Raw genomic sequence first — 18,925 nt, forward strand, 5'->3', positions numbered from 1 at the left:
GTGACCGAGCCGTTGCTCGTCGACCGGACCGACGCCGTCGTCACCCTCACCCTGAACCGGCCGCACGCGATGAACGCGCTGGACCTGGCGCTCAAGGAGGCGCTGCGGGACACGCTTGCCCAGTTGGAGACCGACAGGTCCTGCCGGGCTGTCGTGCTGACCGGAGCAGGTGGGGCGTTCAGCGCCGGCCAGGACCTGCGGGAGCACGTGGCGACGCTTGGCAACTCGTCCGCCCCGCCGCTGGACACGGTCCGGGCGCACTACAACCCGATCGCCGCCCGGCTGGCCAACCTGCCCAAGCCGGTTGTGGCAGCGGTCCGTGGGATGGCCGCAGGTGCTGGCGCGTCGCTGGCCTTCCTCGCCGACATCCGGGTCGGCGGGCCGGGCACCAGCTTCCTGATGGCCTTCGCCAAGGTCGGTCTCGCCGCCGACACCGGAGCATCCTGGACGCTGCCCCGGCTGGTGGGTCACGCCAAGGCGGTGGAGCTGCTGATGCTTGCCGAGCCGGTCCGCGCCGAGGAGGCCTGCCGGCTGGGGCTGATCACCCGGCTGACGGACGACGACGAGCAGGTGTTGCCGGCCGCGCAGGAGCTGGCCACACGGCTCGCCGCCGGCCCCACGGTCGCGTACGGGGCGATCAAGCGGCAGCTCTCCATCGCCGACGCCGGCACCCTCGCCGACGCCCTGGCGGCAGAGGCGCAGGCGCAGGCGATCTGCGGCGCCACGGCGGACCACCGGGCGGCCACCGAGGCATTCGTGGCCAAGCAGAAGCCGGTCTTCGAGGGCCGCTGAGCTAGTCGTCCTCCTCCGGATCCTGGTTGGCCTCCGCGCCCAGCACGAACGCCTGCATGGCAAGCTCGTCCCCGGACGGCGACACGAACGCGGGCAGCTCACGCGGCCCCAACTCCTGCACGTAGGACCAGAACAGCCGGACCGCCTCGGCTGGCGTGGCCGCTTCGATCGGCAGGTCCAGGCTCACCAGCCAGGTGCGCCGCGCCGGAGGTGGACCGAGCTGGTCGGCAAGCGCCCGGAAGGCCGCCGGGGCCAGCGCGGTGAGCGGCCCGTCGACAGTCAACAGGTCGGCCGGCACCGGCTCGTCGAAGACCCGCCGGGTGTACGCCACGACGAGCGTCCCGGGCTCGACCGGGGACTGCGGGTCGTCCGGGTCCTCCCGGTGCCGCTGCGCCGGCGTGGTGACCCGGCCGAGGGCGACCAGTCGGGGCGGCTCGTCGGCGAGCACCGCCACCTGGTCGCCCGGGCGCGGCTGACCGACGTCGGTGAGCCCTGTCAACTCCAGCGTGTCGTGGTGCACGAGACGCTCGGCCTCGTAACGCTCGGCGGGAAGCAGAACGGCCCACGTGCCAGGCCCATCGGCGTGGCCGGTCCCGCCGGCCCGGTGCGCGGTCTCGGTGGTCATGCCTGCCATCCCATCACGACGCCGTCACGGGCGGGACGTGACAGCCGACGATGTGATCGTCGACCATCCCGGTCGCCTGCATGAGCGCGTACGCGGTGGTCGGACCGACGAACCGGAAGCCGCGCTTCTTGAGCGCCTTGGCCATCGCCGTCGACTCGGGGGTGATCGGCGGCACCCCGGCGAACGAGGCGGGGCGGGCCTGCCGGGGCGGCGGCGCGAAGGACCAGAGCAGCGCGGACAGCCCGTCGGGCAGCTCCAGCGCGGCGCGGGCGTTGGCGATCGCCGCTTCGATCTTGGCCCGGTTGCGGACGATGCCGGCGTCGGCCAGCAGCCGTGTCACGTCGCCGTCGCCGTACTCCGCGACGGTCGGGATCCGGAACTCGTCGAAGGCGAGCCGGAACGCCGGACGCTTGCGCAGGATGGTCAGCCACGACAGGCCGGACTGGAACGCCTCAAGCGTCATCCGCTCGTAGAGCGCGTCGTCGCCGTGCAGCGGCCGCCCCCACTCGGTGTCGTGGTAGACGGCGTAGTCGGGGGTGCTGGCCCCCCAGGCGCAGCGGGCCAGCCCGTCGGCACCGATCACCAGGTCAGTCACTCAGTACACGCTAGGCCATCACACCGACAGCCCACCGCCGCCCGACGGCCGGCGTGGTCAGGGCAACCGGCCCTGCTCGACGAGCCGGGCGAACCTCTTCAGCGCCTGGGTGAGGCCGACCTTGGAGCCGGGCCAGAGCACCGGCCAGGCCAGTCGGCCTGCTCGGCCGCCGGGCAGGTGGAACCACTCGTGCCAGACCACCTGGGTACGCGCCCGGTCCAACTGGGTGCAGCGCAGCACGCCCGGGCCCCGCAGCAGTTGGCCGCAGTGCACCACACCGATCTCGTACGGCTCGTCGACCCGGACGACCCGCATCTCGTCGCGCAGCACCGCCGGGCCGAGCGCGGTCACCGCCTCGATCCGGCTGCCCTCCCGCCCGTCGCCCTCGACCACCCGTACGCGGGTGAACGGGATCCAGTCGGACTGTCGTTCCCAGGCGAGCAGCGCGGCGAAGACCCGCTCCGCCGGCGCGTCGACGATCACCGTGGCGGTCACTTCGCCGGCACCAGGTTGGGCGACGTCCCCGAGATCGCTGGCGCCCTGCGGGTCGGTCACGCCGACTCCGACCGGAGCGCCGGGCCGCGCTGCCCGGCGCTGTCGGCCCTGTCGTCGTCAGCCGGCTCACCGTCGGCCGGTGCGGCGCTGCCGGTCGTCGGGGTCACGTCGCTGGTCGGTGCCGCGTCGTCGCCCGGGGTCGCGTCGTCGGTCCGGGTCGCGGGGGTCGCGTCGTCGGCCGGGGCCGCGCCGTCGGCGTCCGCCGCCGAGGAGGTGGCATCCGGCAACGGGTCCGCTCCGGCCGAGCCGGCCGGCGGCACGTCGACGCCCGCGTCGGTCGCGCCCGGAACCGCTGCGGCGGCCTGCTCGCGGGCCTGGCGCAGCGCGTCAGCGTCGTCGGTGCGCCCCTCACGCAACGCGATGACCTCCGACTCCAGTACGCCGATCAACTCCGACTTGTAGCCGATGTCGTAGGCGGCGCGGCGCAGCGCCTGATCGACCTGGGCCATTCGATACCCCCGCAGCGCGGTGTCGAAGCGAACCGCGCCCACATCGGATTCGCGCAGCGGCCGGGTGCCCGGCAGGGGCACGGCCTGCGAATCCGGCTCGGCCGGCACCAGGCCGGGATCGCGGCCGCTGATCAGCACCGTCACGCCGAACACCACCGCCGCGACGGTCAACGCGACAACCAGGAGGAGCAGAAGCTGACCCATGCACTGATCGTGGCACGACCGTCGGCCCGGAGCGACCCCCCACCCCGATCACGATCGACGTCCACGCCCGCTCCGCGTACCTGTCGATCGACCGGCTAGCGTCGGAAGCGGCCGACGCGGCGGCGGCGGTGCGGACCTTCAGGAGGCGGCATGGCCGGGGCACTTCGGCTGGGTGGGCGGACGTTCAGCCCCGGTGAGCTGGTCGTGATGGCCATCGTCAACCGCACTCCGGACTCGTTCTACGACCGCGGCGCCACCTTCGCCGCCGACAGCGCGCTGCGTGCTGTCGAGCGGGCGGTACACGAAGGCGCGGAGATCATCGACATCGGCGGGGTGAAGGCCGGCCCCGGTGCCGAGGTGGACGTCGCCGAGGAGATCCGGCGCACGGTGGACACCATCGCCGCCGTACGGGCCGCGTTCCCGGAAGTGGTCATCTCCATCGACACCTGGCGTGCCGAGGTGGCGACGGAGGCGGTGGCGGCCGGCGCGGACCTGCTCAACGACACCTGGTCAGGTGCCGACCCGGCGTTGGCCCGGGTGGCGGCGGCCACCGGAGCCGGGCTGGTCTGTTCGCACGCCGGTGGGCTGGTCCCCCGGACCCGGCCCCACCGGGCCGCCTTCGACGACGTCGTGGCCGACGTGGTCGCGACGGTGACCGGGCTCGCCGACAGTGCGGTGGCCGCAGGGGTACGCCCCGACGGCATCCTCATCGACCCGGCCCACGACTTCGGCAAGAACACCAGGCACTCCCTGGAGATCACCCGTCGGCTCGGCGAGTTGACAGACACCGGCTGGCCGGTGCTCGTGGCGCTCTCCAACAAAGATTTCATCGGGGAGACGCTGGACCTGCCGGTGGCCGAGCGGTTGGAGGGCACGCTCGCCGCCACGGCTCTCTCCGCCTGGCTGGGCGCCCGGGTGTTCCGGGCCCACCAGGTCGGCCCGACCCGCCGGGTGCTGGACATGGTGGCGTCGATTCGTGGTGACCGGCCACCCACGGCGACCCGCCGGGGCCTGGCCTGACTGTCCGGTCGTTGGAGCGACCGACCGTTACCGGCCGGCGGGCCGGCACGATCGCCGGAGGTCGTGGCGGTCAGGTCCAGCGCAGGATGTTCCTACGCCACGCGTAGAGGATGCCGAGCGCGAGCACCGCCACGAACACCGCCATCTCCACCACCGTCACGAGGCCGAAGCCCGGCCGGTCGAAGACCACCGCCCACGGGAAGAGGAACACCGCCTCGACCGCGAACAGCACGTACAGGTAGGCGTAGACGTAGTAGCGGATCTGCATCTGCGCCCAGTCCGCGCCGACCGGGTCGAGGCCGCATTCGTAGGTGGCCCGCTTGCCGATCGGGTCGGCGGGACGGGCCGGACGTAACACTCGGTTGGCCGAGAACGCCGTTACGAAGAACAGGACGCTGACGAGCAGCAAGAGACCGAGCGTCGCGTACGAGCCCAGGTAACCGGTCACGCCGGGAGCCTACCGCTCGGCCGGAAGGCACGTCCCGAACACGTTACGGATTTGTTTCCGGCGGAGACTAGTGCACTAGGGCAACTGTTACCGAATATTGGACTTCCACCCATGACACCGGAGGTCAGATGGCCCGCGTGAAGGTTCCGTCCAGGCAGCGGGCTGCGGGACGGCGTCCCGCTCCCCTGCTGGCGACCTCTCTCGCGGTCGGCCTGCTCGCGGCGCTGGCCGTGGCACCGGCGTGGGCCGGCGCGACGACGCCGGCCGTCCTGCCGATCGCGGCCGTCACCGACCCGACCGCCGAACCCGGGCCGGCTCCGGAGACCAGCCCGGCGGAGGAACCCACACCGACCGAGGAGCCGAGCGGCGACCCCAGCCCGGTCATCCCGGCCCCGGAGACCACAGCGCCGCCGCCGATGACGACGCCACCGGCACCGCAGACCACAGCACCCGACGTACCACCGCCCGCAGCGACCACCGCTCCCGTGCCGGGGGGAACCGTCCGGCCGGAGACGGTCGGCCCGCCGGTGCCTCCGGTGCGGCCGTCGGCGCCGGGCGACACCCCCGCAGCACCACCGAGCCCGCTCGGCGTACAGGTCACCACCGAGGACGTCGTCCTGCCCGGGGCGTACTGGAACGCGGCCAGCACGACCACCACGCTGCGGGTGACGGTGGCAAACACCGGCACCGCCACGCAGCGGGCCCGACTCTCGTACACCCTGCCGGCCGGGGTCACCGACGCCGGGACGAAGGGGTGCGTCAGCGCGGGCGACGTGTACAGCTGTGGAGCCTGGACGGTCGAGGCGGGCGTCCGGTTCAGCAGTGTGCTCCGGTTACGGGTCGCCGGCACCGCCTGGGAGCGCATGCCGCTCAGCGGCTCCGTGCGGGTGGTCGGGGACGCGCCGGACGTGCCCGGTCAGGCGACCGACGACCAGGGCTTCGCGGTGCTCTTTCCGCCCGGCCCGCCGGTGCCCGGAATCTCGCTGTCGGCCGACGAGGTGGCGTTCGACATCAGCGGCGCGGCGAGTTCCCTCGTGGTCCGGCTGGGCAACACCGGCAAGGTGGACGCCGCCGGCCTGATCGAGGTGGTCCTGCCGGACGGGGTGAGCGTGCCGAACCCACCTGCCGGCTGTGCGGCGGCCGACGCGGGCCGCACCCGGTGCGACGTGGGGTCGCTGCCCGCGGGCGAGGCCGGCGAAGTGCGGCTGCCGGTGGAGGCGACGCCGCAGGCGCAGAGAAACGCGCCGTTGTCGGGGGCGGCGATCGGTCAGCTCGACCCGCGCAGCGGTCCGACCCGTCGGGTGCAGATGAGCTTCCGCATCACCGCCGCTGCCGCGCTGGCCACCCCTGTGGTGTCGCCGCCCGCGCCGACCGGCTCCCAGGGCGTACTCCCGGCGGGCGCCGCCGGGGACGACACGGGGATGACCTCGGTGCAGCGCACCGCGGCTCTCCTGGTCGCGGTCTCCGCGCTGCTTGTGGTGCTGGCCCTCGTGCTCGCCACCACCTCCCTGCGTCGGCGGTTCAGCGAGCCGGCCACCGGGCCCGCCGCCGAGTCCGTCGACTGATCGATCAGCGACGACCCCGAAGCGGGGTCGCCGGTGGGTGCCTCGTCTGGTGATCTGAATTACGGCGGGCGGCGCGAAAGCACATGAATCAGCTCATTTCTTCCCTCGATCCGGTCCCAGTTGGCCTATCTACAGGAAGGCTCGGGGGCACGTTGGACGTAGGCTCTCGGTGAGGAACGACAGCGGACCGAGCCCGCCCGGGCGGTGCGGTTCAGCGTTGCGTCAAGGAGGTCCCGTGACCGGGCAAGGCGAGGCCACCAACATGTTCAGCCGCACGCGCGACCGCGCGCAGCGAAGCGAGGTGCAGGCGTGAGTGCGAGGAACGAGCCGGTTCTGCGAGCTCCGCAGTCGCGAACGAAGGTGGCACAGTGACCAAGCAGATCCGTCAACTCGACCGGGTGGTCATCCGGTTCGCCGGTGACTCCGGCGACGGCATGCAGTTGACCGGCGACCGCTTCACCTCCGAAACGGCGCAGCTGGGCAACGACATATCCACGCTGCCCAACTTCCCCGCCGAGATCCGGGCACCCGCAGGCACCCTGCCCGGCGTGTCCAGCTTCCAGGTGCACTTCGCCGACTACGACATCCTCACCCCGGGCGACGCGCCGAACGTGCTGGTGGCGATGAACCCGGCGGCGCTCAAGGCCAACCTGGCCGACCTGCCGCGCGGCGCTGACATCATCGTCAACACCGACGAGTTCACGAGGCGCAACCTGGCCAAGGTCGGCTACCAGACCAGCCCGCTCGACGACGACTCGCTGGCCGGCTACGTCGTGCACCCGGTGGCGCTGACCTCCATGACCGTCGGCGCGCTCGCCGATCTGGAGGTCTCCAAGAAGGATGCCGAGCGGTCGAAGAACATGTTCGCCCTCGGCCTGCTCTCGTGGATGTACTCCCGGCCGTACGAGTCGACGCTGCGCTTCCTGGAGCGCAAGTTCGCCTCCCGTCCCGAGTTGGTCGCCGCGAACGTGGCCGCGTTCCGGGCCGGCTGGAACTTCGGCGAGACCACCGAGGACTTCGCTGTCCGCTACGAGGTCAAGCCGGCGAAGATGCAGCCGGGCACCTACCGCAACATCACCGGCAACGCCGCGCTCTCACTGGGTCTGGTCGCCGCCGGGGTCCGCTCCGGGCTGCCCGTCTTCCTCGGCGCGTACCCGATCACGCCAGCGTCGGACATCCTGCACGAGCTGAGCAAGCACAAGCGCTTCGGTGTGCTGACCATGCAGGCCGAGGACGAGATCGCCGCGGTCGGGGCGGCGCTTGGCGCGTCGTACGGCGGGTCGCTCGGCGTGACCACCACAAGCGGCCCGGGTGTGGCGCTCAAGAGCGAGACGATCTCCCTGGCCGTGGCCCTGGAGCTGCCGCTGGTGATCGTGGACGTGCAGCGCGCCGGACCGTCGACAGGCATGCCCACGAAGACCGAGCAGGCCGACCTCAACATGGCGCTGTACGGCCGGCACGGCGAGGCGCCCGTCGCGGTGATCGCGCCCCGGTCGCCGTCGGACTGCTTCTTCGCCGCTCTGGAGGCGGCACGGATCGCGCTGACCTACCGCACCCCGGTGATCCTGTTGTCGGACAACTACGTCGCCAACGGGTCGGAGCCGTGGCTGCTGCCCGACGTGGAGTCGCTGCCCGACCTGCGGGTCGAGTTCGCCACCAAGCCCAACGGCGACGACGGCACCACCTTCCTGCCCTACCTGCGTGACCCGGAGACCCTGGCCCGGCCGTGGGCCATTCCCGGCACGGCGGGGCTTGAGCACCGGATCGGCGGTCTGGAGAAGGCCGACAAGACCGGCGACATCTCGTACGACCCGGCGAACCACGACTTCATGGTGCGTACCCGGGCGGCCCGGATCGAGACGATCCCGGTGCCGGACATCGAGGTGGAGGACCCGGACGGCGACGCCCGGGTGCTGGTGCTCGGCTGGGGCTCGACGTACGGGCCGATCGGGGCGGCGTGCCGTGGGGTCCGTCAGCGTGGCCTGTCCATCGCCCAGGCGCACCTGCGGCACCTGGCTCCGATGCCTGCCAACCTCGGCGAGGTGCTGCGCTCCTACGACCGGGTGGTCATCCCGGAGATGAACCTGGGCCAGCTCGCCCACGTCATCCGGGCCCGCTACCTGGTCGACGCCATCAGCTACAACCAGGTCCGCGGCCTGCCGTTCACGGCCAACGAGCTGGAGACGACGCTGGAAGAGGTCCTGAAGAATGTCTGAGCCCGTCGCCCTCAAGCTCACCGCGAAGGACTTCAAGTCCGACCAGGAGGTGCGCTGGTGCCCCGGCTGCGGTGACTACGCGATCCTGGCGGCCATCCAGCAGTTCATGCCGGAGCTGAACATCCCCCGGGAACGGACCGTCTTCGTCTCCGGGATCGGCTGCTCGTCGCGCTTCCCGTACTACATGAACACGTACGGGATGCACTCGATCCACGGCCGCGCGCCGGCGATCGCGACCGGCCTGTCGGTGTCCCGTCCGGACCTGTCGGTTTGGGTGGTCACCGGCGACGGTGACGCGCTCTCCATCGGCGGCAACCACCTGATCCACGCGCTGCGGCGCAACGTCAACCTCAAGATCCTGCTGTTCAACAACCGGATCTACGGTCTGACGAAGGGTCAGTACTCGCCCACCTCCGAGGTCGGCAAGATCACCAAGTCGACCCCGGCCGGTTCGGCGGACGCCCCGTTCAACCCGCTCTCGCTCGCCCTCGGCGCGGAGGCCAGCTTCGTGGGTCGGACCATCGACTCCGACCGCAAGCACCTTCAGTCGGTGCTGCGGGCCGCCGCCGAGCACGAGGGTTCGGCCTTCGTGGAGATCTACCAGAACTGCAACATCTTCAACGATGGCGCGTTCGACCAGCTCAAGGACCCGTCCACCCGGGACGACTACCTGATCCGCCTGGAGCACGGGCAGCCGATCACCTTCGGCGCCGACGGGCGGTTCTGCGTGGTGCACCCGCCGGGCGGTTTCGGCCTGGAGGTCCGGGAGACCAGCTCGGTCCGCCCGGAGGAGATCGTCGTGCACGACGCGACGGTCACCGACCCGGCGTACGCCTTCGCGCTGTCCCGGCTGCCCGGTCTGGACCTGCGCAACACCCCGATCGGCGTGTTCCGCTCGGTGGCCCGGCCGTCCTACGACAGCGTCGTGCAGGACCAGTTGGCCGCCGCGAAGGCGAAGGTCACCGAGACTCCCGAGCAGCAGCTCGCCGGCCTGCTGGGCAGCGGCGACACCTGGACGATCGTCTGACCCGTACGGCACAGCGAAACGGCCGTCCCCGGAAGCGGGGGCGGCCGTTTCGTTTGGTCAGCGCTGGGCGGAGGCGGACACCCAGAGATTGTCGATCTCCTTCTCGGCCGCCGCGAGGCTCGCCTCGTGCAGCGGGATCAGCTCGGCCATGGTGGGGACCACGGGGGCCAGGCACAGCTCGGCGGTGATGAAGCGCGGCTTCATGCCGGTCAGGGACAGGCCGTGCGGGAGCCACGGCTCGGCGTGGTCCCAACCGTAGCGCGGGGTGCCCTCGCCGTAGCCGCCGCCCCGGCTGGCCAGCACGATGAAATCGTGGTCGCCGAGCAGGCTCTGCCCGGTCGCCAGGTCGTAGGACAGGCCGGCCACGGTCAGGTGGTCGACCCATGCCTTGACGCTGCTCGGTGCGCCGTAGTTGTAGAGCGGCAGTCCGAGCAGCACGACGTCGGCCTGCTTCACCTCGTCGACAAGTCGCTGGCTGATCTCCCAGATTTCGCGCTGCGCCGGGGTGTGCTGGTCCGGCGGCGTGGTCTGGGCCTGGAAGGCCACCGGGTCCAGGTGTGGCAGCGGCTCGGCCCCGATATCGCGGTAGGTAAGCCTCCCGTCCGGGTGAGCCGCACGCCAGGCGGCGGCGGCACGGGCGGTGAGCCGCCGGCTGATCGAGCGTTCACCCTGAATGCTCGAATCGATATGCAGCAGATGCATGGCTTCCCTTCCAAGGATCGTCTGTGTTACGTCAATCATTTATACCAGGTCGATGTTCCCTCATGTCGGTAGACTGGCTCACATGTCCGCCCCGCCCCTTGATTCCGCAGAGCACCGTTCGGGTGCCCTGCTGGACCACCTGGCCCGGCGGATGCGACTGCGATCGGAGTCGGTGCTGGCACCGCTGGGCCTGCGCCCCCGGCACCTCGTCGCGCTCACCGTCTTGCGCAACGGCGGCGGCACCAGCCAGCAGGCACTGGCCACCATCCTCGAAATGGACAGCACGAACATCGTCGGGCTGCTCAACGACCTCGAAGCCGAGCACCTTGTCGAGCGACGCCGCTCACCCGAGGACCGCCGCCGGCACGTCGTCGATCTCACCGAGGATGGGATGAAACGCCTCAACGAGGCGGAATGCGCCCTGGCGAGCGCGGAGGACGAAGTGCTGGGAGCGCTGGATCCCGCCGAGCGGAAGACGCTCTACGACCTGCTCCGGCGGGCAGCCAACGCCTCGTCGGCCATCTGCACCGAAACGCTGCAGAAAGACCTCGACGCCTGCTGACGGCGGCCGAGGTCAGGCCGTGGTGCTGGCCTGGGGGCGGTCGTCACGCACGTGCACAAGCATGTCGCCGGTCTCGATCACCGCGCCAGCCTGGTCGGCCAGGCTGACCACCTTGCCCCGGCGCACCAGGGCGATCACCAACGACTCCAGCTCGCGCGGCGAGCGGCCCACCTCGCTCCGCTCCGCCGAGCGCATCGCCAGCGCCATGCCCTGCCCCGGGGTGAGCAGGTCCTCCACCACGTCGATGAGCGGCGGCGCCGAGGTGGACAGGCCGAGCAGCCGGCCCGCGGTCGCCGAGGAGACGATCACGTGGTGGGCACCGCTCTGCTTGAGCAGCGGAGCGTTCTCCGCCTCCCGTGCCGCCGCGATGATCCGGACCTGACCGGCGGTGAGCTGCCGTACGGTGAGCGCCACAAGCACGGAGGCGTCGTCGCTGTCGGTCGCGATGATCACTGCCTTCGCGTTGCGGACGTGCGCCTCGTTGAGCACAGACGAGCGGGTGGCCGACCCCTCGATGGCCACCAACCCGGCGGAGGTGGCCTGCCGCAGGGCGGCGCCGTTGCGCTCCACCACCACGATCCTCGACCGGTCCAACCCGTTCTCCATCAGGGCGTTGACCGCGCTGCGGCCCTTGGTGCCGTAGCCGCAGATGATGACGTGGTCCTTCACGGTTCTCCTCCACCGCGACAGGCGACGGCCGGTCCGGTACTGCTCGGTCAGGACTTCCAGAGTGGTGCCGACCAGGATGATCAGGAAGAGCACTCGGGCCGGGGTGATGAACAGGACGTTCACCAGCCGCGCAGTCTGCCCTACCGGCGTGATGTCGCCGTAGCCGGTGGTGGAGAGCGACACGACCGCGTAGTAGAAGCAGTCGAGCAGGGTGAGGCCGTCCTCGTTGACATCGCGGTAGCCGTCCCGGCCGATGTAGACCGCGGCGACCACGGCGAAGACGAGGCCCAGGGCGGCAGCGAGCCGAAGGCTCAGCGCACTGAGCGGGCCCCGCCGCTGAGCGGGAAAATGGATCACCGTCGAACCTGCTCCACCACCGTCGCCTGCACGACCACAACATAGCGGTTATGTCGTGATCCGCACGCCCCGGCTGCGCAGCGCACAACCGAGCGCGCTCGACGAACCCGCACGGGGCGGTCGAGACGGCCGCGGACGGGCAGAATGGGGCTTGTTCCCCGACGACGACCGCGGAAGTGAGGCCGGCATGTCGTTGCTGCGACGAGTCATTGGCGGGGTGCTCCGCCGCCTACGCCAGAGCCAGGGCCGCACACTGCGCGAGGTGGCCGCGTCCGCCGGCGTCTCGGTGCCCTACCTGTCCGAGGTCGAGCGGGGCCGCAAGGAGGCCTCCTCCGAAGTGCTCGCGGCGATCTGCCGAGCGCTCGGCATCCGCCTGTCCGACCTGCTGGAGCAGGCCCGCGACGACCTGCGCCGGGTCGAGCCGCGCATCCCGACCGCACCACGGGCCGCCCTGACGCGCCAGGGCCGCGTCGACGTGGCCCGACACGCCACCGGCCAGCACACAGTGCGGACGGGCAGGCCGATCGTTGAGCGCGGGCCCGGGGCGAACGGGCCGACCCTGCGTGTCGGCCGGACCGCCTCCGCTGGCGGCTTGCGCCCCGGCCCGCGTACCCCCGCTCGGTTGGGTTGGGCGTGCGCCCGGGCTGGCGCGCGGCGGGTGACCGTCGCGTAGGCCGCGTGGTTCTGCCGTCGGCACATCTGCCGGCGGCAGAATCCCTGGGCCACCACGGTGTCCGGTCGCACGCTGGAGGGGCCGGTCCACCGGGCGGTCCCGCCGCCCGCCGGCAACGGCGAAAGGCGGCGGCGAATGATTGGGTACGGCGTGCGAATGCTCGACGGTGCGCAACCGTCCTTCGGTGATCAGGTGTTCGAGCGGCTGCTGCGGGAGCGGATCATCTTCCTCGGCACCGAGGTGACCGAGGAGTCGGCCAACCGGGTCTGCGCGCAGATCCTGCTGCTCGCCGCCGAGGACGCCGACCAGGACATCTTCCTCTACATCAACTCGCCGGGCGGGTCGGTGAGTGCCGGAATGGCCGTGTACGACACGATGCGCTACGTCCGCAACGACGTCGCCACGCTGGCGCTGGGTTTCGCCGGCTCGATGGGGCAGTTCCTGCTCTGCGCGGGCGCGGCCGGCAAACGGTATGCGCTGCCACACTCGCGGATCATGATGCACCAGCCGTCCGGCGGGATGGGCGGCACCGCCTCGGACATCACCATCCAGGCGGAGAACATGCTGCACGTGAAGCGGACCATGCAGGAGCTGATCGCCCAGCACAGCGGACGAACCCTCGACGACATCCAACGCGACTGGGACCGGGACCGCTGGTTCACTGCCGCTCAGGCCCGCGAGTACGGCCTCATCGACCAGGTAATCACCAGAGCCGACCAACTGTCGGCGCTCTGATTCGCGGTGGCGGCCGGCGATGGTCCCGCCGGCCGCCACCGCGACCAGCAACCCGCGCCGGTCACGGCAGGTCAACGCGGGCCTGGCACCCCAATCCCGGGGTACGACGGTGACCGCCGCCGATGCCGGACGCGACCCCCTCGATCCGCGTCCAACAGCTACGGACATGCCTTCGCCGCCGGGCCCCCGATACCGACGACCCTATTCGCAGCGGTGGGAATGGAGACTGCCGTCGAGCCGCAGCGCATTTCCGCGGATTCCCGTTACACACACGAACACGAATGCGAAAGGCAGCGCCAGCCCGGCCGCGATCCCGCAGCCACGACATCTCAGGCTCCGGACCCGCGAAAATCCTGTGGCACCGCCCCGTTAGGGTCACGTCTATGCGTCGACTGATCCCAACCCTCTCGATTGCCATCACCGCGGCCCTCGTGGCCGGCTGCGGCACGACTTCCAGTGACACCGGAGGATCCGCGCCCCCCGCCGCCGAGACGTCGAAGGTCGAGCCCGTCGCTGCCATCCGGCAGGGAATGGACCGCAGCCTCACCAACACGGTCACCATGGACGCCTCGGTCAAGGCTGGCAACCAGAACATCACCCTCAGCGGAAAGATGGACCCCACCGCCAAGGCGATCCAGGTCACCGGGAACGCCCCCGAGCCGGTCGAGGCCCGCCTGATCGGCGACGTCGCCTATATCAAGTCGGACTCGCTCGACGGCAGCAAGCCGTGGATGAAGATCGACCTCAACAAGCTCAAGCCGACCAGCACCATGCGCCAGTCGTTCGACCTCAAGGCGCAGACCGGCATCATCGGCGGCGTCGTGAGCGCCCAGGAGGTCAGCCCCGGCCGCTACACCGGTGTAGCCGACCTGAACAAGGCCGCCGAAACCGCAGGCTCGGACGGCGGGATGCGCGAGGGCCTCGAGGCGACCGCCAAGCTGGCCAAGGACCCGGCGGCGATCCCGTTCGAGGCGACCCTCGACAGCGAGGGCCGGCTCACCGCGCTGTCCTACACCATCGCCACGAAGAGCGTCGGTGACCTCGTCACCGAGATGAAGATGAGTGGCTTCGGCGAGCCGGTCACCGTGAAGGCCCCGCCGGCCAACGAGACCGAGGCGGCCTCCGAGGAGATGTACAAGTTCCTCTGATCAGACGGAACGACGGTGCCCTCCGGATCTCACTGCGGAGGGCACCGTCGCGTCAGCAGGACTGTCGAGGTGCGATCAACCGCGCCGATCTGCTGGCTTCGGCGCGAGCCGGCCGTTGGGCATGTGCACCACCCGGAGGAACGCGGGCAGCCGCCACGGCCTCGGCCCACCGATGACGACGTCGCGCCGCAGCACCGCCTGCGCGATGCTGATCCGGCCGAACATCATCAGGTTGAACCTGGCGGGACGGAATGTCACACGCGCGTCGAACGGGCCATCGGCCGGCGCGATCCACACCCTACGGTCGCCGAGCGTCAGCGTCGTGGTCGTCGTATGCGGGGAACGGAACTGCACGGACACGTGGTGGCGGGGCATCGGCAGTTCGGTGTTGAGCAACACCCCGTACGTGTCACGGAGCATGTCGAACATGAACAGATCCCAGTAGAGCGCGGCGTGCTCGTCCGGCATCGGCCACGGCTGACGCGACGCCCGTGCGATGTCCCAGCCGTGCACGAGCAGCTCGTTCGTCAGGTGGGCGAACAGACCACCGACCGTCACCCGAGCGTTGCCCAGCCAGCTCACCGTCGACTGCGGGTCAGCGGTCGCGGCCAGCAGACCGTCGACCGCCGCGTTCAACTGGGCCAGCAGGATCGCCGGGTCGCGCTCGCGGAAATGGGCGAGCACGTGGGTGTTGACGTCGGCCACCGTGTCGACGTTCGTGACGGCAAGCATGTCCTCCAAGCCCGGCACCGGGATGGGGACCTCGGTGTCCTCCAGCCTCGCCACGTACAGGACCGCTATCGACACCACGTGCGCCACCGTGTCCGCCACTGTCCAGTCGGCGGTAACCCTGAACCCTGGCGACGGCGCGGCGGCCACCAGATCGGTGAACCGATCGGTGGCCGCCCGCAGTGCCGTGTTGGCCAGGCGCCACCTGTCCGCAGCGCCTGCGCCAGTCACGTCGAACAGCATCGAGCCCCCGCTTCATCGCTTGTACGCCTGATGGCGCAGGTGTCAGTTGTAGAACATGGTCGGGAACCAGCCGAAGCCGAAGATTGCAGGCACCCGGACGTCCCAGTACACGACGTTGAAGACACCGAGGGCGATGAGCAGGGCGGCGCTTAGCACCGTGCTGCGCCGCACGTCGGACGCGAGCCAGGTGATGAACCGGCCCCGGGTGGCCAGGATCAGCAGCGCGAACAGCGCGGTGACCACGACGATGTTGCCGAGGGACTGGAGAACGAACGCGGCTGAGCCGTACAACGGGTTGCCGCTGTCGACCGCCCAGTGGAAGAGCTTGTTGAACAACGGATAGGGCCGGCCGATGAGGAAACCGCCGATGAGCGCGCCGAGGGTCACCACCCGCGCGACCGGACGATCGGCGAACATGTCGGGCACCACCTTGATCGCGGCCAACCCGAGGTAGATGAGGGCCAACCCGATGAGGCCGAACACCACCGACGACTGGATGATGCGCACCGGCACCCCGCCGGCGGTCTCGGTCGACAACTGCGGAAGCCTGTCACCCAGCAGGACCCCGACGAACCCGTACACCGCAGCGACGACGACCATCCCCAGGGTGAGGTAGGCGACCGGCCGCAACAGCAGCCGGAGCCGGGCACTGGTGCCGCTACTGGCCGCGCTGAGCGGCCCGATCGACGCGATCATCGCGATGTTGCAGGCGGTGAACGTGCCCGCCAGACCCGACACGAACGCGAAGATCAGACCGGCGGCGGTACCGGCGATCGCGGTCTCCTTCGCGTCGTGACCGAGAAGGCCGCTGGCGATGTTGTCACCGATGACCGAGTCGACGAACTCGTAGGACCACAGCACCGCCAGCAGGACACCAGCCGCGACGCTTGCCGCGATGATGACGCCGTTGCGCTGGGGTCGAGGGTCAACGGAGACGCTCGAAACCTGTTGTCTTGCTGTGGTGCGCGTTTCCGTCATCCATCTCTCCCTGGGTCAGCGCCTGATGACTGTGAGCGGTGATGATGTCACTCAAGGCGATCAATGTGCATCTTCGAGAATGCGCAGTCGGCAGTGGACGGTCCGGCTCGTCGTAGCGAACTGGCGACTGGCCCGACCACAGCAGGCACATCCAGGAGCTGACCGGTTTGAGCAGCCAGTACTCGTCGCGCGAACCGCGGGCGGCGTCGCCACCCCTACCGGCTGTGGCGGCGCTTGGCCGAAGCAGAACCGCAGGGTCAGCTTCCGCGCGCGCTCCAGGACGTCAATCCATCTTGCTTTTCCTTCCACCGCCGGCAATATCCCCATGTTTTGATCTGTAGCGGGGGAGGAAACACACGTGCGATGGAAGACCACGGCCAGCGCCTTATTAGCGCTGACCTTTCTGATTCCGGCGGCACCGGCGATGGCTCAAACCGTACGCCCGGGCTGGACGCGGCCTGCCAAACGGTCGAGCGCCAGGTGTACAAGGACATCCGGGAGCTTTACACAATCGACCTGGACACCGCTGCCACCGTGCAGGTGCGGTTGTTGGCCGCCCGAATCCTGCACGAGGCAGACACCAACACGTTGACCGTTCTGCCTGGCGCACTGCAGGAACGACTCAACGGCACCGAAGATGATCTCCGCGCGTTCCTCAAGACTGACGCGCAGACGGTCTGGACAACGGATCTGCGGATCGAAGTGGGCCAGACGATGACGGGCGCTGGCGTGAACGTGCGGGCGGCGGCGCAGAAGACGCTCGACGCGGGCACCGTCGATGCCTTCCTGGCTTACCTCAACGACGGCGTGTACGCCGCGCGTGCGCTTGACTGCGCGGCTCAGCCGACGCCGACGCCCAAGCCGACGCCGACCGCGTCGCCAAGCGCCACGACGACCGCTGCGCCGACCCCCTCGTCCTCCGACAGCCCGGGCGCCTCGGGCGGCGATGGCGGTGGGCTGCCTGTGACCGGTGCCAACACCGCGACCGTGGCCAGCGCTGGCGGCGCGCTTCTGCTCCTCGGCGGCGTGGGCTACCTCATCGGACGCCGACGCCGTTCCCGCTTCGTGGCATAGCCCAAACACAGCGCCCGGCCCGATGGTTCGTGGGCCGGGCGCTGTGTTTGGCGGGGTTCGTTTCGTGTTTGCGCCGCGAACCGTGCCGTGGTGACCGCTCTCGTCAATACGGCCGCCGGATCCCTCGCTCCGAGAGCGTCGCCTCGTAATAGCCGAGGAAGCCCTTCAGCTCTCCGATGGTGCAGTCCAGGTCGTCGAGAGCCTCGCCGTTACCGGGGTCCTCGCGCAGGGTACGAGCCGCGTCGGCCAACTGCGTCCAGATCCCTGCGAACGTGTCGCCCTGCAGATGGATGCCAGGAAATGTTCGGCCCACCAGCTGCACGACTGCACAGTTGACACCACGGGTCAGCACCTGCGCTTGCTCCTGGCTCATCCGATCAGGATCCAGTACTACCTGCAACGCGGCTAGCTGCCCGACGGCCAGACCGCCCGCCTGCTCACCATCCGCTTCAGCGCAGTCACGCTCGGTAGAACAGCTTCACGGAAAATTGCATTTGGCAAGAGGTAGCGCCGAAATTTTCTCGATACGATGCATCTGCTTGTCAGGTACCCGACAGTGAAATGTCGACTCTTGTGCTAGCCGTCCGCCGAGAGGATGCTCGAACCGTCGAACGGTACTGCGCCGCCTCACACAGAGGGCGGCGCCCGGCTGCCACCGGACGCCGCATTCGACTCCACCGCTGCAACGGAAGGAGTCACGTTGACTGTAATCCCTCGCGGGTCAGACTTCGAGACACCAGGGGACGAGGACGAACCCGTTGCCGAGCAGTCCGACAGGCACCGGATCATCCTGGCGTACGTCAAGACGCTCAGTCCGATCATCGCCGCCATCGTCGCCTGCATCGGGACGCTGGTGACAGCGCTGGTCCGCTGACCCGCCGGCCCCGCGCTCCCGCTTCGGCCGGGCGCGGGGCCGTCCCGCCCTTGCCCTCGGCGGTGATCTGGCGCCGTCCTGGCGATGCTCGCCGTGCTGCTCACCGCAGGCTGGGGCAGCATCGCGGCGCTCGCCGCGGTGGCACTGACCCTGGGCGTCGGCGAGACGATCTTCGATGCGCCTGTTGGTCCACTTCGCAACCGGCTACGTCCCACGATGACGGTCGAGGCTGATAGCCGGAGGTCACCAGCAGGCCGGAGCCGGGCGGCGCGGCGGTTAGCGGGCCGCGTTGACGTGAGCAGGTCAGTGGCGACGCGATCGGGCACGCAAGCCCTGGCAGGCCGGACAGTGATCGTTACTCACGGCTGTGACCTGGTGCCCCCGGCAGGATTCGAACCTGCGACACACGGTTTAGGAAACCGATGCTCTATCCCCTGAGCTACGAGGGCGCGAGGGCCTAGTCTAGCGACCTGGGGGTTCACCTGGGGTGGCAGGGAGTGGCCTAGGTTCACCCACGTTCCCCGGACCGCCGTTTACCCAGCCAGGACCACACGCCGAGCACACGGACCCCGGTTTGCGACCGGCGGTCGGCTGCGGTGACCCGCGTTGGTACCGGTTCACCCGGGTTGGCATCCGCTGGAGAGCACACACCGCGCACATCATCGAAGGTCATGATGGGCTTCCC

The 18,925-nt window shown here is 70.1% G+C and carries 20 protein-coding genes, 1 tRNA gene and 1 pseudogene; 11 read left to right on the forward strand and 11 right to left on the reverse strand.

The window, feature by feature from the left end; all coding sequences use genetic code 11:
• Window positions 1-792, forward strand: a complete 792-nt coding sequence (locus tag ACLQ23_RS02655; RefSeq protein ID WP_355592741.1) for an enoyl-CoA hydratase/isomerase family protein — start codon at window positions 1-3, stop codon at window positions 790-792.
• A gap of 1 nt (window position 793) precedes the next feature.
• Here the strand turns inward: ACLQ23_RS02655 and ACLQ23_RS02660 are convergent, their stop codons facing one another.
• The 4 genes from ACLQ23_RS02660 to ACLQ23_RS02675 are packed head-to-tail and all read right to left on the reverse strand — an operon-like array spanning window position 794 to window position 3,220.
• Window positions 794-1,417 (reverse strand): hypothetical protein, encoded by a 624-nt coding sequence (locus tag ACLQ23_RS02660; RefSeq protein WP_355631982.1) that lies wholly within the window; start codon window positions 1,415-1,417, stop codon window positions 794-796.
• 13 nt (window positions 1,418-1,430) lie between these two features.
• Window positions 1,431-2,012, reverse strand: a complete 582-nt coding sequence (locus tag ACLQ23_RS02665) for a DNA-3-methyladenine glycosylase I (RefSeq protein WP_355592745.1) — start codon at window positions 2,010-2,012, stop codon at window positions 1,431-1,433.
• A gap of 57 nt (window positions 2,013-2,069) precedes the next feature.
• Entirely contained in the window at window positions 2,070-2,567 is a 498-nt protein-coding gene (locus ACLQ23_RS02670) for an SRPBCC family protein (RefSeq protein ID WP_355592747.1), read from the reverse strand.
• Window positions 2,564-3,220 (reverse strand): DivIVA domain-containing protein, encoded by a 657-nt coding sequence (locus ACLQ23_RS02675; RefSeq protein WP_425880282.1) that lies wholly within the window; start codon window positions 3,218-3,220, stop codon window positions 2,564-2,566. The genes ACLQ23_RS02670 and ACLQ23_RS02675 overlap by 4 nt, the downstream gene beginning before the upstream one ends.
• A gap of 150 nt (window positions 3,221-3,370) precedes the next feature.
• Between ACLQ23_RS02675 and folP the strand changes: the two genes are divergently transcribed.
• A complete protein-coding gene (gene folP, locus ACLQ23_RS02680) occupies window positions 3,371-4,240 on the forward strand; it encodes a dihydropteroate synthase (protein WP_355592751.1) in 870 nt (289 codons plus the stop codon).
• A gap of 70 nt (window positions 4,241-4,310) precedes the next feature.
• On the opposite strand, the gene ndhC is transcribed toward folP, so the two are convergent.
• Window positions 4,311-4,688, reverse strand: coding sequence for an NADH-quinone oxidoreductase subunit A (gene ndhC, locus ACLQ23_RS02685; protein WP_053659139.1), 378 nt, complete (start codon window positions 4,686-4,688; stop codon window positions 4,311-4,313).
• A 128-nt stretch (window positions 4,689-4,816) separates the two neighbouring features.
• Between ndhC and ACLQ23_RS02690 the strand changes: the two genes are divergently transcribed.
• From ACLQ23_RS02690 to ACLQ23_RS02700, 3 genes are all read left to right on the forward strand, one after another.
• The gene (locus tag ACLQ23_RS02690; RefSeq protein ID WP_355592753.1) at window positions 4,817-6,253 is read left to right on the forward strand and encodes a hypothetical protein; all 1,437 of its coding nucleotides are present in this window, start codon (window positions 4,817-4,819) and stop codon (window positions 6,251-6,253) included.
• A gap of 368 nt (window positions 6,254-6,621) precedes the next feature.
• Window positions 6,622-8,469, forward strand: coding sequence for a 2-oxoacid:acceptor oxidoreductase subunit alpha (locus ACLQ23_RS02695; protein ID WP_355592755.1), 1,848 nt, complete (start codon window positions 6,622-6,624; stop codon window positions 8,467-8,469).
• Window positions 8,462-9,496, forward strand: a complete 1,035-nt coding sequence (locus ACLQ23_RS02700) for a 2-oxoacid:ferredoxin oxidoreductase subunit beta (protein WP_355592757.1) — start codon at window positions 8,462-8,464, stop codon at window positions 9,494-9,496. The genes ACLQ23_RS02695 and ACLQ23_RS02700 overlap by 8 nt, the downstream gene beginning before the upstream one ends.
• Before the next feature lie 57 nt (window positions 9,497-9,553).
• Here ACLQ23_RS02700 and ACLQ23_RS02705 read toward each other — a convergent pair whose 3' ends face one another.
• On the reverse strand, window positions 9,554-10,198 hold the full coding sequence (locus tag ACLQ23_RS02705) for an FMN-dependent NADH-azoreductase (RefSeq protein WP_355592759.1): 645 nt from the start codon (window positions 10,196-10,198) through the stop codon (window positions 9,554-9,556).
• An 82-nt stretch (window positions 10,199-10,280) separates the two neighbouring features.
• On the opposite strand from ACLQ23_RS02705, the gene ACLQ23_RS02710 reads away from it, so the two are divergent.
• A complete protein-coding gene (locus ACLQ23_RS02710) occupies window positions 10,281-10,760 on the forward strand; it encodes a MarR family winged helix-turn-helix transcriptional regulator (protein ID WP_355592761.1) in 480 nt (159 codons plus the stop codon).
• A 12-nt stretch (window positions 10,761-10,772) separates the two neighbouring features.
• Here the strand turns inward: ACLQ23_RS02710 and ACLQ23_RS02715 are convergent, their stop codons facing one another.
• Complete coding sequence (locus ACLQ23_RS02715; RefSeq protein ID WP_355592763.1) at window positions 10,773-11,786, reverse strand: potassium channel family protein; 1,014 nt, start codon at window positions 11,784-11,786, stop codon at window positions 10,773-10,775.
• Window positions 11,787-11,973: 187 nt separating this feature from the next.
• Between ACLQ23_RS02715 and ACLQ23_RS02720 the strand changes: the two genes are divergently transcribed.
• The 3 genes from ACLQ23_RS02720 (at window position 11,974) to ACLQ23_RS02730 (ending at window position 14,342) form a co-directional block, all read left to right on the forward strand.
• Window positions 11,974-12,459, forward strand: coding sequence for a helix-turn-helix domain-containing protein (locus ACLQ23_RS02720; RefSeq protein WP_355592765.1), 486 nt, complete (start codon window positions 11,974-11,976; stop codon window positions 12,457-12,459).
• A gap of 135 nt (window positions 12,460-12,594) precedes the next feature.
• Entirely contained in the window at window positions 12,595-13,194 is a 600-nt protein-coding gene (locus ACLQ23_RS02725) for a ClpP family protease (protein ID WP_355592767.1), read from the forward strand.
• Between the two features lie 383 nt (window positions 13,195-13,577).
• Window positions 13,578-14,342, forward strand: coding sequence for a hypothetical protein (locus ACLQ23_RS02730; RefSeq protein ID WP_355631103.1), 765 nt, complete (start codon window positions 13,578-13,580; stop codon window positions 14,340-14,342).
• A gap of 75 nt (window positions 14,343-14,417) precedes the next feature.
• Here ACLQ23_RS02730 and ACLQ23_RS02735 read toward each other — a convergent pair whose 3' ends face one another.
• A complete protein-coding gene (locus tag ACLQ23_RS02735; RefSeq protein ID WP_425734681.1) occupies window positions 14,418-15,302 on the reverse strand; it encodes a maleylpyruvate isomerase family mycothiol-dependent enzyme in 885 nt (294 codons plus the stop codon).
• A 54-nt stretch (window positions 15,303-15,356) separates the two neighbouring features.
• Window positions 15,357-16,292, reverse strand: coding sequence for a hypothetical protein (locus tag ACLQ23_RS02740; RefSeq protein WP_355592773.1), 936 nt, complete (start codon window positions 16,290-16,292; stop codon window positions 15,357-15,359).
• 358 nt (window positions 16,293-16,650) lie between these two features.
• Here ACLQ23_RS02740 and ACLQ23_RS02745 point away from each other — a divergent pair.
• Window positions 16,651-17,366, forward strand: a pseudogene (locus tag ACLQ23_RS02745) (LPXTG cell wall anchor domain-containing protein).
• Window positions 17,367-17,469: 103 nt separating this feature from the next.
• Here ACLQ23_RS02745 and ACLQ23_RS02750 read toward each other — a convergent pair.
• Complete coding sequence (locus ACLQ23_RS02750; protein WP_355592777.1) at window positions 17,470-17,739, reverse strand: DUF6959 family protein; 270 nt, start codon at window positions 17,737-17,739, stop codon at window positions 17,470-17,472.
• A gap of 327 nt (window positions 17,740-18,066) precedes the next feature.
• On the opposite strand from ACLQ23_RS02750, the gene ACLQ23_RS02755 reads away from it, so the two are divergent.
• Window positions 18,067-18,240 carry a hypothetical protein gene (locus tag ACLQ23_RS02755; RefSeq protein ID WP_167945990.1) on the forward strand — a complete coding sequence of 58 codons (174 nt, stop codon included), beginning with the start codon at window positions 18,067-18,069 and terminating at the stop codon, window positions 18,238-18,240.
• Between the two features lie 373 nt (window positions 18,241-18,613).
• On the opposite strand, the gene ACLQ23_RS02760 is transcribed toward ACLQ23_RS02755, so the two are convergent.
• Window positions 18,614-18,689: transfer RNA gene (locus tag ACLQ23_RS02760), tRNA-Arg, on the reverse strand.
• Window positions 18,690-18,925: the final 236 nt, after the last annotated feature.

Origin of the sequence: Micromonospora sp. DT41, from assembly GCF_049841715.1 — a bacterium.
GTDB lineage: Bacteria > Actinomycetota > Actinomycetes > Mycobacteriales > Micromonosporaceae > Micromonospora > Micromonospora profundi.